General features: G+C 68.7%; 13 protein-coding genes and 1 pseudogene. 2 read left to right on the top strand and 12 right to left on the bottom strand.

Annotation, left to right across the window (positions count from 1 at the left end; genetic code table 11):
• Positions 1-126: 126 nt before the first annotated feature.
• The 4 genes from ACIBJG_RS24690 to ACIBJG_RS24675 all read right to left on the bottom strand — a co-directional run bounded on the left by ACIBJG_RS24690 (position 127) and on the right by ACIBJG_RS24675 (position 4,487).
• The gene (locus ACIBJG_RS24690) at positions 127-501 is read right to left on the bottom strand and encodes an FKBP-type peptidyl-prolyl cis-trans isomerase (protein ID WP_399310447.1); all 375 of its coding nucleotides are present in this window, start codon (positions 499-501) and stop codon (positions 127-129) included.
• A gap of 43 nt (positions 502-544) precedes the next feature.
• Positions 545-1,507 (bottom strand): FKBP-type peptidyl-prolyl cis-trans isomerase, encoded by a 963-nt coding sequence (locus ACIBJG_RS24685; protein ID WP_399310445.1) that lies wholly within the window; start codon positions 1,505-1,507, stop codon positions 545-547.
• 140 nt (positions 1,508-1,647) lie between these two features.
• Positions 1,648-3,009, bottom strand: a complete 1,362-nt coding sequence (pafA, locus tag ACIBJG_RS24680; RefSeq protein ID WP_123468669.1) for a Pup--protein ligase — start codon at positions 3,007-3,009, stop codon at positions 1,648-1,650.
• Positions 3,010-3,227: 218 nt separating this feature from the next.
• The gene (locus ACIBJG_RS24675; RefSeq protein ID WP_399310442.1) at positions 3,228-4,487 is read right to left on the bottom strand and encodes an MFS transporter; all 1,260 of its coding nucleotides are present in this window, start codon (positions 4,485-4,487) and stop codon (positions 3,228-3,230) included.
• A gap of 132 nt (positions 4,488-4,619) precedes the next feature.
• Here ACIBJG_RS24675 and ACIBJG_RS24670 point away from each other — a divergent pair, with 132 nt between their 5' ends.
• A complete protein-coding gene (locus ACIBJG_RS24670) occupies positions 4,620-5,660 on the top strand; it encodes a LacI family DNA-binding transcriptional regulator (RefSeq protein ID WP_399310441.1) in 1,041 nt (346 codons plus the stop codon).
• A 55-nt stretch (positions 5,661-5,715) separates the two neighbouring features.
• Here the strand turns inward: ACIBJG_RS24670 and prcA are convergent, their stop codons facing one another.
• From prcA to arc, 6 genes and pseudogenes are all read right to left on the bottom strand, one after another.
• Positions 5,716-6,579, bottom strand: a complete 864-nt coding sequence (gene prcA / locus ACIBJG_RS24665) for a proteasome subunit alpha (RefSeq protein WP_399310440.1) — start codon at positions 6,577-6,579, stop codon at positions 5,716-5,718.
• Between the two features lie 59 nt (positions 6,580-6,638).
• Positions 6,639-7,484: a proteasome subunit beta gene (gene prcB / locus ACIBJG_RS24660; protein WP_362556487.1), complete on the bottom strand. Its 846-nt coding sequence runs from the start codon at positions 7,482-7,484 to the stop codon at positions 6,639-6,641.
• A pseudogene (locus ACIBJG_RS24655) lies at positions 7,436-7,627 on the bottom strand (endonuclease domain-containing protein); the annotation flags it as partial. The gene prcB and the pseudogene ACIBJG_RS24655, both read right to left, overlap by 49 nt.
• Before the next feature lie 80 nt (positions 7,628-7,707).
• Positions 7,708-7,926: a ubiquitin-like protein Pup gene (locus ACIBJG_RS24650; RefSeq protein WP_326735254.1), complete on the bottom strand. Its 219-nt coding sequence runs from the start codon at positions 7,924-7,926 to the stop codon at positions 7,708-7,710.
• A 120-nt stretch (positions 7,927-8,046) separates the two neighbouring features.
• Positions 8,047-9,558, bottom strand: coding sequence for a depupylase/deamidase Dop (dop, locus tag ACIBJG_RS24645; protein WP_399310438.1), 1,512 nt, complete (start codon positions 9,556-9,558; stop codon positions 8,047-8,049).
• 236 nt (positions 9,559-9,794) lie between these two features.
• Positions 9,795-11,561, bottom strand: a complete 1,767-nt coding sequence (arc, locus tag ACIBJG_RS24640; RefSeq protein WP_399310436.1) for a proteasome ATPase — start codon at positions 11,559-11,561, stop codon at positions 9,795-9,797.
• A 242-nt stretch (positions 11,562-11,803) separates the two neighbouring features.
• On the opposite strand from arc, the gene ACIBJG_RS24635 reads away from it, so the two are divergent.
• Positions 11,804-12,115, top strand: a complete 312-nt coding sequence (locus ACIBJG_RS24635; protein ID WP_399310434.1) for a ferredoxin — start codon at positions 11,804-11,806, stop codon at positions 12,113-12,115.
• A 40-nt stretch (positions 12,116-12,155) separates the two neighbouring features.
• Here ACIBJG_RS24635 and ACIBJG_RS24630 read toward each other — a convergent pair whose 3' ends face one another.
• Together ACIBJG_RS24630 and ACIBJG_RS24625 are read right to left on the bottom strand one after the other, a co-directional pair.
• Positions 12,156-12,743: a hypothetical protein gene (locus ACIBJG_RS24630; protein WP_399310433.1), complete on the bottom strand. Its 588-nt coding sequence runs from the start codon at positions 12,741-12,743 to the stop codon at positions 12,156-12,158.
• Between the two features lie 335 nt (positions 12,744-13,078).
• Complete coding sequence (locus tag ACIBJG_RS24625; protein WP_399310431.1) at positions 13,079-13,984, bottom strand: tRNA (adenine-N1)-methyltransferase; 906 nt, start codon at positions 13,982-13,984, stop codon at positions 13,079-13,081.
• Positions 13,985-14,022: the final 38 nt, after the last annotated feature.

The raw sequence follows: 14,022 nt of genomic DNA, 5'->3' as shown, positions 1-14,022 counted from the left end.
GGTGTCCGGACAAAAGCTGGTGCCGCGGCAGGCAACGATTGCCCGTGAAGGAGCGGCAAACGTTGCCTGCCGCGGCACGAGGGCCCGTGCCTTGCGGCACGGGCCCTCGGAGCGCGGGGCGCTGGATCAGACGGCCATCAGGTCGCAGACGAAGATCAGCGTCTCGCCCGGGGCGATCGCGCCGCCGCCGGCGCCGCGGTCACCGTAGCCGAGGTGCGCGGGGATGGTCAGCTGGCGACGGCCGCCGACCTTCATGCCCTGGACGCCCTGGTCCCAGCCCTTGATGACCTGGCCGCCACCGAGCTGGAACTGGAGCGGCGTACCGCGGTTCCAGGAGGCGTCGAACTCCTCGCCGGTGGAGAAGGCCACGCCCACGTAGTGGACGGAGACGGTCTGGCCGGCCTTGGCCTCGGCGCCGTCGCCTTCCCAGATGTCCTTGATCTCCAGGTCGGCCGGCGGCTCGCCACCCGGGAAGTCGATCTCGGGCTTCTCGATGCTCACTGACTTGCTCCTCTAAATGATGAACTGGGCAACCGGGACAGTCTTACATCTTTGCCAGGATGTCCACGGCGAAGACGAGCGTGGAGTTGGCGGGGACGGACTGCTGTGCCTTGTCACCGAGGCCCTGGTCCGGCGGGACGACGAGCAGCACACGGCTGCCGATCTTCTTGCCGATCATGCCGTTCTTCAGGCCCTTGAGGGTGACCTGGGCGAGCGGGAAGGAGGCGGTCTTGCCCGTGGTGTACGTGTTGTCGAACTCCTTGCCGTCCTTCCACAGCTTGGCCACGTAGTTCACGACGACCGTGTCGGTCTCCTTGACGACCTCGCCCTTGGACTCCAGCACGTAGTTGGAGACCAGCTTCTTGGGCGGGGTGACCTTGCTGGGGATGGTGAGGGTCGGCGCCTTGCCGTTGGTGTTCGTGCCCACCTTCGGCAGGTCGACGTTGTCCTGGGCGACCGGGGTGCCCTTGGCCGACGCCGGGATCTGCTTGGCCTTCAGGACGTCCACGACGAAGACGAGGGTGGCGTTCGGCTTGATGTCGCCCTGGCCCTGCGCGCCGTACCCGAGGTCCGGCGGGATGACGAGTTCGACCCTGCTGCCGACCTTCTGACCGACCAGACCCTTGTCCCAGCCCTGGATGACCATGCCGGCGCCGAGCGTGAGGTCGAACGGCTGCTTGCGGTCGAAGCTGTTGTCGAACGGCTTGTCGGAGTCCCAGGCCTGCCCCAGGTAGTTGACCTGGATCGCGTCGCCGTTCTTGAGCGTCGCACCGTCCCCCTCACTGATGACCTTGGTCTTCAGCTCTTTGGGCGGCGTTCCCGTGCCCTTGGCCAGGGTGGGCTTCTCACCGAACTTCGCGCCCGCGGTGATGGCGGGGAATGCGCCCTTCGTGGGGGCGGACGCGGAAGCGGAGGTGGAAGCGGAGGCGGAGCCCTTGTCGTCGCTGCCACAGGCCGCTGACACCAGCAGCAGGGGGACGACGAGAAGGCCGGCAATTCGGCGCACTGGTTCCTCAGATCTCAGACGACACATTTGTTGGGACACAGCCCAGGGGGCCCCCGACACTCTAGGGCGTGCGCAGGGCCCCGTACGAGGAACGTACGGGGCCCGAGTCGCTCGAGAGCCGAGGCGCGTCCTGCGGCGGCTCACATACCCGCGATGAGCTTCTCCACTCGGTCGTCGACGGATCGGAACGGGTCCTTGCACAACACCGTACGCTGCGCCTGGTCGTTGAGCTTGAGATGGACCCAGTCGACGGTGAAGTCCCGCCGCTGCTCCTGGGCCCGCCGGATGAAGTCGCCCCGCAGCCGCGCCCTGGTCGTCTGCGGAGGCACCGACTTGCCCTCGAAGATCTTCAGGTCGTTGCAGATGCGGGCGGCCTGGCCCTTGCGTTCCAGCAAGTAGTACAGGCCACGACGGCGGTGGATGTCGTGGTAGGCGAGGTCTATCTGGGCGACCCGCGGATTCGACATGGTCATGTTGTGCTTGGCCCGGTAGCGCTCGATGAGCTTGTACTTCATGACCCAGTCGATCTCGGTGCCGATCCGGTCGAGGTCCTCGGCCTCGATCGCGTCGAGCGTACGGCCCCACAGTTCGAGGACCTTCTCCACGTTGCCCGTGCGGATTCCGCGGCGGTCCACGAAGTCCACGGCCTTCTCGTAGTACTCGCGCTGCACCTCTATGGCGGACGCCTCGCGGCCGCTGGCGAGGCGCACCTTGCGCTGCCCCGTGATGTCGTGGCTGACCTCGCGGATCGCCCGGATCGGGTTCTCCAGCGTCAGATCCCGCATCACCGTGCCCGCCTCGATCATGCGGAGCACCAGGTCGGTGGCGCCGACCTTGAGGAGCATCGTCGTCTCGGACATGTTGGAGTCACCGACGATGACGTGAAGACGGCGGTAGCGCTCCGCGTCCGCGTGCGGTTCGTCGCGGGTGTTGATGATCGGACGGGAACGCGTCGTCGCGGAGCTGACGCCCTCCCAGATGTGCTCGGCACGCTGGCTGACGCAGTAGACGGCGCCCCGCGGGGTCTGCAGCACCTTGCCGGCGCCGCAGATCAGCTGCCTCGTGACGAGGAAGGGAATGAGGATGTCCGCGAGCCGGGAGAATTCTCCGTGCCGGGCCACGAGGTAGTTCTCATGACATCCGTAGGAGTTTCCCGCCGAGTCGGTGTTGTTCTTGAAGAGATAGACGTCGCCTGCGATTCCCTCCTCGTGCAGGCGGCGTTCGGCGTCGACAAGCAGGCCTTCGAGAATGCGCTCGCCGGCCTTGTCGTGGGTGACCAGCTCGGTCAGGTTGTCGCATTCGGGGGTTGCATATTCCGGATGCGATCCCACGTCGAGGTAGAGGCGGGCGCCGTTCCGCAGAAAGACATTGCTGCTGCGGCCCCATGACACAACACGGCGGAAGAGGTAGCGCGCCACTTCATCAGGAGACAGTCGGCGCTGTCCCCTGAACGTGCACGTGACGCCGTACTCGTTCTCCAGCCCGAAAATGCGGCGGTCCATGACTGAACATTACGCCTGATGGACCGAGCTGAAACCGGGTTCGACGGCACCGTTTCGATCATTTTCCGATCCTCGCACCACGACAGCACTACGCCCGGGAGCTGCGAGGACCTTTCCGGTGGCCCGTGAAGCGAGCGGCGCCACCACTCCACCGGCCCCCGCGGACGGCGATGTCGCGGCGCCCTTCCCCGGCGGCCCGGACCACCCGGGACCTCGCGTCAGGCCTGGGGGCCCCGGCTCAGTCCGGGTTCGACGACGCCGTTCCGGCCGCCTTCCGGACCTCGCGCCGCGACAGCGCTGTGCCCGGGGACCGCGAGGACCCTTCCCGTGCACAGCAGAACGAGCAGCGCGGCCACGCCACCGGCCCCCGCCACGGCGAAACTCCAGGCCGTCCCGCCCAGTTCCACGGCCGGGCCCGCCACGGCCGTCCCCGCCGCAGCGCCCACACCGAACGTCGTCACCAGCCAGGAGAAGGCTTCCGTCACCGTTCCCCGCGGGGCGTGCCGGTCGACGACGATGAACGAGCAGGCGATGGCCGGGGCCAGGAACACCCCGGCGACAGCGGCCAGCACGGTCATCGCCACCACACCCGGCGTCAGCATCAGCGGCAGATAGCCCAGGGCCAGCAGCGCCACGATCACCCGGAGCCTGCGCTCGGGCGGCCCCGACCACTGCCGTGCCCCGTACACCACTCCCCCGATCAGCGCGCCCAGGCCCAGGGCGGCCATCAGCCAGCCGTAGACGGACTCCCGGCCGTGGTCGTCGGCGTACGCCACACCGGCCACGGTGATGGAGCCCAGCGCCATCCCGACGAAGAAGAACGAGCCGAGCAGGGCCAGCAGCCCACGCGAACGCAGCGCACCCAGCCAGTGCGCCTCGCGCGGGGCGGAGCGCCAGGTCCTGGAGGGCTCGGACAGGACGACGGAGAGGGCCCCCAGGACCCCGATCGCGTTGATGACGAGCAGTGCGGCGGCCGGCGACCAGAGGGAGACCAGCACGGTCACCAGCAGCGGCCCCACCGTGAACATGACCTCCTGCGCGACCGCGTCCATGGCGTACGCCCGGTGTACCCGGTCCTCGCTGCCGAGGACGCTCGGCCACAGGGCCCGCAGGCCCCCTTCCAGGGGAGGTGTGAACACTCCGGCGACGGCCACGGCCCCGTAGGCGAGGGGCAGCGACCCGAAGCCCGCCACGGCGAGCAGGACCATGCCGAGGGCCGAGAGGGCGGCGGCGGGCAGCTGGACGCGCGGCTGGCCGTACAGGTCCACGGCGCGGCCCAGCAGCGGCTGCCCGACCGCCGTGCCCAGGCCGTAGACCGCGGCGAGCGCACCGGCGAGGCCGTAGCTGCCCCCCTCGGCGCGGGTGAACAGCACGATCGCGATGGGGGCGGTGCCGTTCGGCAGGCGGCCCACCAGGGTGCCCGTCAGCAGCCGGGCGGCATGCCGCGCCCGGAGGATGTCCAGATATCCCGCGGCCATGTCCCGCCCTCTCCTTGGAGCGCCCTTCCGGCCGCTCGAGGTTTTACGTATAACTTCCGGGTTCATACGTACCATGAGCCCAGTCCGCAGGTCCACACCGTCGCGCCTGCCCCGACCGGCCCGGAGGCCAGCGTGACCAGCCCCGCACCACCCGGACCGGCCCGGCCCACCAGCCGCGACGTCGCACGGGCCGCAGGCGTCTCCCAGGCCACCGTCTCCCTGGTCCTCGGCGACAAATGGCGCGGCCGGGTCTCCGAGAGCACCGCCGGCCGGGTGCGCGACACCGCCCGCGATCTCGGCTACCGGCCCAACCTCGCCGCCCGCAACCTGCGCCTCGGCCGCACCAGGACCGCTCTGCTCGTCGTCCCCGCGCTGACCAACGAGTTCTTCGCCCGGGTCTACACCGGCGCCGCCGCGGTCGCCGCGGAGCACGGCTTCGGTGTCGTCCTCTACCCCTCACCCGACGGCACGGGCCCGGCCCGGGACCCCTTCGCCTCGGCACGCGCCGCCCTGGACGGGGTGATCGCGTCCTCCATGGCCGCCGAGGCGCTCGGCGCTCTGCACGGAGCCGGGCTCCCCCTGGTCATGCTCGACAGCGACCCCGCGGCACCGGGGCCCGCCGCCAGGGTCAACCTCGACATCGCCGACGGGATGCGGCAGGTGGCGGATCATCTGCTCGTCCTGGGCCACCGCCGTTTCGTCCACCTCGCGTCGGCCGTCGACTCCTGGACGTTCGCGGTCCGCGCCCGCGCCCTCCACGAGGCCCTGCGCGCCGTCCCCGGCACCGACGTCCGGACCGTGCCGGCCGCGCTAAACGTACGGGCCGGCCGTGAGGCGGCGGAACGCGCGCTGGCCGCCGTCGACGGGCCCCGCCCCACCGCCATCGTCTGCGACGACGACATCCTGGCCGCCGGCGCCTGCAAGGCCGCCCGCCGGCTCGGGCTGCGCGTACCGGACGACCTCTCGGTCACCGGCTTCGACGACCTGGCCCTGGCCACCGCCGTCGAGCCGGAGCTCACCACCGTGCGGCTGCCCGCCGAGCAGGTCGGCGAGCGCGGCATGAACGCCCTGCTGGCCGTGCTCGAAGGCAGGCAGGCCGAGCCCGGCAGCCTGCCGGTGCAACTGGTCGTCCGCGGCTCGTGCGCGCCCCCGCCCGGCCGCCTCGCCTCATGACTGTGCCCCGGCCCGCCGAGAAGGCGGACCGGGGCACACGCACGAGCTGAACCGGCTACTCGACGTCGCCGCCGGAATCGGCGGAACCACCGGCATCGGAGGAATCGGGGACGGCCTTCTTCCCGCCGGAACCACCGCTGTCCTTCGTGGTCGCGGAGGTGTCCGCGCCCTCGCCGTCCTCCGTGTCCGAAGGAGCGTCCGTCGGCGTCGCACCGGCGCCGTCGGCCTCCAGCAGCCGGGCCAGCTGCCGGCCGACGATCCGCTTGAACTTGCGCTGCTGCGGCCGTGTGCGGTCCAGGACCGCGACCTCCAGCCGTTCCGCGGGGATCTCCCGCTCGCTGCCGTTGGGATCGCGGGACAGCGCCTGCACCGCCAGTTTCAGCGCCTCGGCGAGTGACATCCCGTCACGGTGGCGCTGGTCCAGGAAGGTGCTGATCTGCTCCGCGTTGCCGCCGACCGCGACCGAGCCGTGCTCGTCCACGATCGAGCCGTCGTGCGGCAGCCGGTAGATCTGGTCGCCCTCGGGTCCTGCGCCGACCTCGGCGACCACCAGCTCCACCTCGTACGGCTTCTCGGCCGCACTGGAGAAGATGGTGCCGAGCGTCTGAGCGTAGACGTTCGCCAGTCCACGCGCCGTCACATCGTCGCGGTCATAGGTGTATCCGCGCAGATCGGCGTAGCGCACTCCGCCGATGCGGAGATTCTCGTACTCGTTGTACTTGCCGGCGGCGGCGAAACCGATCCGGTCATAGATCTCGCTGAACTTGTGCAGCGCACGGGACGGGTTCTCGCCGACGAACACAATGCCGTCGGCGTACTGCAGCACAACCAGGCTGCGACCACGGGCGATGCCCTTCCGGGCGTATTCCGCCCGGTCGGCCATGGCCTGCTGAGGTGAGACATAGAACGGCGTCGACACCGGCTATCCGTCCCTTTCTGTCAGTGGCAGGAACATCGAAGAGGGCTCGAAACGGGCGGTCAGAGCAGCGCGGCGCGCGGACCGTCGGGCTGTTCCAGCCGGCGTTCCAGAATCGAGCGGGCAATCTCCGCGGATTCCGCCTCGGTCAGCTTCCTGAAGCCCTCTTCGGTGATGACGGTGAGGATCGGATAGATACGACGGGCCACGTCCGGGCCGCCGGTCGCCGAATCGTCGTCCGCGGCGTCGTACAGCGCCTGCACGACCAGCGTGAGCGTCTGCTCCTCCGTCAGATCCTCGCGGTAGAGCTTCTTCATCGAGCCACGGGCGAAGATCGAGCCGGAGCCGGTGGACGCGTACCCGTGTTCCTCGGAACGGCCGCCGGTGACGTCGTAGCTGAAGATCCGGCCGCGCTCGCGGTCGACGTCGTAGCCGGCGAAGAGGGGCACCACGGCGAGGCCCTGCATGGCCATCGCCAGATTGCTCCGGATCATCGTGGAGAGCCGGTTCGCCTTGCCCTCCAGGGAGAGCTGGGCCCCCTCGACCTTCTCGAAGTGCTCCAGCTCCAGTTGGAAGAGCTTGACCATCTCCACGGCCAGACCGGCCGTACCGGCGATACCCACCGCCGAGTACTCGTCGGCCGGGAAGACCTTCTCGATGTCGCGCTGCGCGATCATGTTGCCCATGGTCGCCCGCCGGTCACCGGCCAGGACCACACCGCCGGGGAACGACGCCGCGACGATCGTGGTGCCGTGCGGGGCCTCGATGGCCCCCTTCATGGGCGGCAGCTGCCGGTTGCCCGGGAGCATCCCGGGCGACTGATCGGACAGGAAGTCCATGAAGGAAGAGGACCCGGGCGTCAGGAAGGCAGCTGGTAGACGCCCGGTGCTACGAGTGTTGGCTTCCACGCGTTTCCCTCCAGGTAAGCGATGGCCCTGCGCAAGGTGTCAGGATCATCTCCCAACTTGCCTACGGCCGAATTGCAGTTGAAGCACCGTATGCCACGGACCCTACCCGTCCGACGACGGTGATCCACATGTGCGGCGGAGGCATTCGGACCGATCTCGCGATCCGTGCCCGCGGCCGTGCGGTGCGGGCGTCCGCCCGCACCGCATGCCGTCGCCGCGCCGGTTACTCGCCGCCCTTTTGGACGAACGAACGAACGAAGTCCTCGGCGTTGGCCTCGAGGACGTCATCGATCTCGTCGAGGACGTCGTCCACGTCGTCGCTCAGCTTCTCCTGTCGCTCCTTGAGGTCCTCGGAGCCCTGCGCGTCCTGCGCCTGCTCCTCGACCTCCTCGGTGGAGCGCGTCGCCTTCTGCTGTCCGCCGCCGGTGTCCTTGGTCGCCATATAGCTCACCCCGCTCGGTTCGAAGCACTTGATCAGACCCTACCTACGAGGTCCGACATTGGCCCGGTACTTGTCTCAACGTCCGGAGGTCATCGGAATGATTCCCAGTCGGCGCCACTTTCAGCCGCCCTGCAGCACCCGGACCAGCTCTTCCGCCGTACGGCAGCGGTCCAGGAGGGCCTTGACGTGGTCGCGGGTGCCCCGCAGCGGCTCCATGGTGGGAACCCGCTGAAGGGAGTCGTGGCCCGGCAGGTCGAAGATGACCGAGTCCCAGGAGGCCGCGGCCACGTCGTCCGCGTACTGCTCCAGACAGCGACCGCGGAAATACGCCCTGGTGTCCTCCGGGGGTGCTGTACGGGCCTTCTCGACCTCGTTCTCGTCCAGCAGGCGCTTCATCCTGCCGCGGGCCACCAGACGGTTGTAGAGGCCCTTCTCGGCCCGTACGTCGGCGTACTGCAGGTCCACCAGGTGCAGGCGGGCCGCGTCCCAGTCCAGGTTGTCCCGGCGGCGGTAGCCCTCCATGAGCTCCCGCTTGGCGATCCAGTCCAGCTCCCGGGACAGGCTCATCGGATCGTTCTCCAGCCGGTTGAGCGTGTCCTCCCAGCGGATCAGGATGTCCTTGGTCTGCTCGTCGGCGTCCGACCCGTACCGCTCCTCGACGTACTTGCGGCCCAGCTCGAAGTACTCCATCTGGAGCTGGACGGCGGTGAGTGTCCGGCCGCTGCGCAGAGTGATCAGCTGCTGGAGCTCCGGGTCGTGGGAGACCTGGTGCAGGGTGCGTACGGGCTGGTCGATGGCCAGGTCGACATTGATGAAGCCGTCCTCGATCATGGAGAGGACCAGCGAGGTGGTGCCCAGCTTGAGGTAGGTGGAGATCTCCGAGAGGTTCGCGTCTCCGATGATCACATGGAGCCGGCGGTACTTCTCGGCGTCGGAGTGGGGCTCGTCGCGCGTGTTGATGATCGGGCGCTTGAGGGTGGTCTCCAGGCCGACCTCGACCTCGAAGTAGTCGGCGCGCTGGCTGATCTGGAACCCGTGCTCGTGGCCGTCCTGGCCGATTCCGACCCGTCCGGCGCCGGTGACGACCTGGCGCGAGACGAAGAACGGCGTCAGATGGCGCACGATGTCGGAGAACGGCGTCTCGCGCTTCATCAGGTAGTTCTCGTGCGTGCCGTACGAGGCGCCCTTGTTGTCGGTGTTGTTCTTGTAGAGGTGGATCGGCTGGGCACCCGGGAGCTGGGCCGCGCGCTCGGCGGCCTCGGCCATGATGCGTTCGCCGGCCTTGTCCCACAGGACCGCGTCCCGGGGGTTGGTGATTTCCGGCGAGCTGTACTCGGGGTGTGCGTGGTCGACGTAGAGCCGTGCCCCGTTGGTGAGGATGACGTTGGCCAGGCCGATGTCCTCGTCGGTGAGCTGGCTGGAGTCGGCGGTCTCGCGGGCGAGGTCGAAGCCTCGCGCGTCGCGCAGCGGGTTCTCCTCCTCGAAGTCCCAGCGGGCGCGGCGCGCCCGGTGCATCGCCGCCGCGTAGGCGTTGACGATCTGGGACGAGGTGAGCATGGCATTGGCGTTGGGGTGGCCGGGCACGGAGATCCCGTACTCGGTCTCGATGCCCATTACTCGCCGTACGGTCATGCGGCCCTCCTTGCCCGGCGGCGTCCCCTTCCGGGGGCGGCGCTCAAGTACCGCTGCTTTTCCGGTGCGTGCGCGGTTCGCCCGTCCCGCACTGCGCGACCGGGCGGTATGCCAGAGCCTAGAGCGCCTCTGTGCCGGTGGGGAGATCAATTACGTCATTACTGCGGTGTCGTGGCAGCTGTCCGGAAAGCAACCGGCTGCGGATGCCCGGCCGGGCATCCGCAGCCGGTCCCGTTCTAGAGGTACTGCCCGGTATTCGCCACCGTGTCGATGGAGCGACCGGTGTCCGCGCCCTGCTTTCCGGTGACGAGTGTGCGGATGAAGACGATCCGCTCACCCTTCTTGCCGGAGATCCTGGCCCAGTCGTCCGGGTTGGTGGTGTTCGGCAGGTCCTCGTTCTCCTTGAACTCGTCCACGCATGCCTGGAGGAGGTGGGAGACGCGCAGGCCCTTCTGGCCCTGCTCGAGGAATGCCTTGATGGCCATCTTCTTGGCCCGGTCGACGATGTTCTGGATCATCGCGCCGGAGTTGAAGTCCTTGAAGTACAGGACTTCCTTGTCGCCGTTGGCGTACGTGACCTCGAGGAAGCGGTTCTCCTCGGACTCGGTGTACATCCGCTCGACGACCGACTGGATCATGGCGTGGGCCGCGGCCTCCTTGGAGCCCGTGTGCTCGGCCAGATCGTCCGCGTGCAGGGGCAGCGAGGGCGTGAGGTACTTCGCGAAGATGTCCTTCGCGGCCTCTGCGTCGGGACGCTCGATCTTGATCTTCACGTCGAGGCGGCCGGGTCGCAGGATCGCGGGGTCGATCATGTCCTCGCGGTTGGAGGCGCCGATGACGATGACGTTCTCCAGGCCCTCGACGCCGTCGATCTCGGCGAGCAGCTGGGGGACGATGGTGTTCTCCACGTCCGAGCTGACGCCGGATCCCCGGGTGCGGAAGAGGGACTCCATCTCGTCGAAGAAGACGATGACGGGGGTGCCCTCACTCGCCTTCTCACGGGCACGCTGGAAGACCAGGCGGATGTGGCGCTCGGTCTCGCCGACGTACTTGTTGAGGAGCTCCGGACCCTTGATGTTGAGGAAGTAGCTCTTCCCGGCCGGCTGGCCGGTGACTTCGGCGACCTTCTTGGCAAGGGAGTTGGCCACGGCCTTGGCGATGAGTGTCTTGCCGCAACCGGGCGGACCGTAGAGCAGGATGCCCTTCGGTGGCCGCAGTTCGTGCTCCTTGAAGAGGTCCGGGTGGAGGTAGGGGAGCTCGACCGCGTCCCGGATCAGCTCGATCTGGTCGCCCAGTCCACCGATCTTGTTGTAGTCGATGTCCGGGACTTCTTCGAGGACGAGCTCTTCGACCTCGCTCTTGGGGACGACTTCGTAGACGTAGCCGGACCTGGGTTCGAGCAGCAGGGCGTCGCCGGGGCGGATGGTGATGTCCAGCAACGGCTCGGCGAGCCGCACCACCCGTTCCTCGTCGGTGTGCCCGACCACCAGGGCGCGTTCGCCGTCCTCAAGGATCTCCTTGAGGGTGACGATGTCCCCGGCCCGCTCGAATTCCATGGCGTCGACCACGTTGAGCGCTTCGTTGAGCATGACCTCCTGGCCGCGCCGGAGGTCCGCCAACTCAATGCTGGGACTGACGTTCACCCGGAGCTTGCGGCCCCCGGTGAAGATGTCGCAGGTACCGTCCTCATTCGCCTGCAGGAACACACCGAAGCCGGCCGGCGGCTGTGCGAGCCGGTCGACCTCTTCCTTGAGGGCCACGATCTGGTCCCGGGCCTCACGGAGTGTGCCGGCGAGCCGCTCGTTCTGTGCGGACACGCCTGCGAGGTTGGTCTGGAACTCGACGATCCGCTCTTCGAGAATCCTCGTATGACGCGGAGAGTCGGCGAGCTTACGTCGCAGGACGGCGATTTCCTGCTCAAGATAGGCGACCTGGCCGGCTGGGTCATCGGACCCCCGCCCGGGCCGGATGCCGCGGTTGATGTCGTCGTCGTGGGCTGCCACGGTCCTCACCTCCTCCAAGGGGAGCTGGACGCTTCCTGACCCTACCTGGGTGGGTGATGATTGAAACCCCTAGATCACAAAGACTGTGGGGCGTGTCCGATCTTCACCCTTGCGCTCTCTCCCTCGTGTCAGGTGAATACCCACCCTTCAACCTCCGAAAGCGGCCGGTTGTATCGTCGAACTGTTCAACACCCGTCAGGGCTGGCTTTTTTTGGTTCGGATACGCAGGAACGGCAGGCGAAATGACCGTGCAGCAGGACGCTCCCACCGGTAGCGAGACGCAGGACCTGGAGGTCTGGATCGACCAGGACCTCTGCACGGGCGACGGCATCTGCGTGCAGTACGCGCCGGAGGTGTTCGAGCTGGACATCGACGGTCTCGCGTATGTGAAGAGCGATCAGGACGAGCTGCTCCAGGACAAGGGCGCGACCACGCCCGTCCCGCTGCCGATCCTTCAGGACGTGGTCGACTCGGCCAAGGAGTGCCCGGGCGACTGCATCCACGTACGGCGCGTTTCGGACAGGGTCGAGGTCTTCGGTCCCGAGGCCGGCTGACCGCGGTCCCGGACAGGACGGCGGTCACGCCGGGTGACGGTCAGACTCCGGCGCCGGCGGGGTCCTCCGACTGGCTGCTGCGCACGAAGGCGCCGTTCTGCCACTGCCAGGTGACCTTCTCCTGCTCGTCGGGGCAGCAGGAGGGCACCTCGGGCGAGGAGTAGCCGAGGAGCGTGGCGGAGACGACGCGGTCACGCACCGCGAAGTCTCCGACGCTCATCTTCTGGACGGGGTCCACCAGGGTCGCGACGATCCGTGGTGTGGCCCCGCTTCCCTGTGTGAGGACGTAGACGCCGCTGGGAGGGGTGCCGAATCCGGCCGCGCAGTGGACCACCGCGACCGTCTCCGGCCGGCCGTCGCCGTCCAGGTCGCCGGGGGCCTCCTTGGCCACGGTGTGACCCTGCCCGCCGCATTCCAGAGGGAAGTCCGCCCGGGCCGTGTCCGGCGCGGCCGCGGAGGGTGTGCCGTGCTGCGCCGCGGTGCGGTGCGGGGTGGAGGCCGAGGCGCTCGCATCGGGCTGGAGCAGACCGGCTGCCGCGACGACGGCGGCCATGGCTGCGGCGGTGGCGAGCCAGTGCATCGGCGAGGTGTCGGTGTGCGCGAGGTCCGGGAGCGCGGAGGTCTGCACGCGGGATGTCTCCTGTGGTTCCTGTGGTGCCGAATGCCCGGAAAGGCGGTGCCGTCGGCGGGACGTCGACGGCGGGGTGGGGGTGGCCAGCATCGTGCCACACCTCACACGACAGTGGAACGGTGGGGTCGATACGGATCCTGCTCTGCGTTCGCTGCCCGCTGCCCGCTGCCCCCTGCCCCCTGCCCCCTGCCCCCTGCCCCCTGCCCCCTGCCCCCTGCCCCCTGCCCCCTGCCGGGCAACGCAAAGGCGCCGCCGCCGAGTTCCCGGGTCGGTCCGGGAACTCGGCGGCGGCGCCGGTCTGCCGGGGCGGCAGGGAAGCCCGCGCCCCTGGTTCAGTCGCGGGCGGAGCCGCTCTGGCTGCCCGGGCCGGTGTAGTCCTCGCCGTAGGCGCCCTTGGAGGGACGGCGGCGGCGCGGCGGGGGCTGGACTCCGTCGGCCAGCCGGCGGGCGGTGACGAGGAATCCGGTGTGGCCGATCATGCGGTGGTCCGGGCGGACGGCGAGACCCTCGACGTGCCAGTTGCGGATCATCGACTCCCAGGGCTGCGGTTCGGCGAAGCAGCCGATCTCGCGGATGGACTCGACCGTCCGCGAGAGCTGGGTGGTGGTCGCGACATAAGCGCAGAGGATGCCGCCGGGGACGAGGGCCTTGGAGACGACGTCCAGGCATTCCCAGGGCGCGAGCATGTCCAGGACGACGCGGTCCACGTCGGTTTCCGTGAGGTTGTCCTGGAGGTCGCCGACGGTGAGCTGCCATGCGGGGTGCGGGCTGCCGAAGTAGCGCTCGACGTTCTGCTGGGCGATCTCGGCGAAGTCCTCGCGGCGCTCGTAGGAGTGCAGCATGCCCTGCTCACCGATGGCACGGAGCAGGAAGGTGGAGAGTGCGCCGGATCCGACGCCGGCTTCCACGACGCGGGCGCCGGGGAAGATGTCGCCGAAGGCCAGGATCTGACCCGCGTCCTTGGGGTAGACCACGGCGGCGCCGCGGGGCATGGACAGGACGTAGTCGGGGAGCAGGGGGCGCAGCGCCAGGTAGACGACGTTCCCCGTGGTACGGACAACACTGCCCTCGGGAGCACCGATCAGCTCGTCGTGCGAGAAAGAACCCTTGTGGGTGTGGAAGTTCTTTCCGGCTTCGAGCGTGAAGGTGTAGTGGCGTCCCTTGGGATCGGTGAGCTGGACCTGGTCCCCGACCTTGAAGGGCCCACGTCGGCGGGCGGCACCGGTCGGTTCAGACATGTGACCAGCGTACCGGTGTTTCGGGGGGCTCCGACCGC

The sequence above is a fragment of the Streptomyces sp. NPDC050422 genome (assembly GCF_044458665.1).
GTDB lineage: Bacteria > Actinomycetota > Actinomycetes > Streptomycetales > Streptomycetaceae > Streptomyces.
Note: the sequence above shows the minus strand (reverse complement) of the source record. Positions and strands in the feature narration are given on the sequence as shown.

Coding starts and splice junctions, on each gene's coding strand:
- ACIBJG_RS24675 (WP_399310442.1), bottom strand. CDS start 4,487: ATGGCCGCGGGATATCTGGACATCCTCCGGGCGCGGCATGCCGCCCGG.
- ACIBJG_RS24625 (WP_399310431.1), bottom strand. CDS start 13,984: ATGTCTGAACCGACCGGTGCCGCCCGCCGACGTGGGCCCTTCAAGGTC.
- dop (WP_399310438.1), bottom strand. CDS start 9,558: ATGACCGTACGGCGAGTAATGGGCATCGAGACCGAGTACGGGATCTCC.
- pafA (WP_123468669.1), bottom strand. CDS start 3,009: ATGGACCGCCGCATTTTCGGGCTGGAGAACGAGTACGGCGTCACGTGC.
- ACIBJG_RS24650 (WP_326735254.1), bottom strand. CDS start 7,926: ATGGCGACCAAGGACACCGGCGGCGGACAGCAGAAGGCGACGCGCTCC.
- ACIBJG_RS24635 (WP_399310434.1), top strand. CDS start 11,804: ATGACCGTGCAGCAGGACGCTCCCACCGGTAGCGAGACGCAGGACCTG.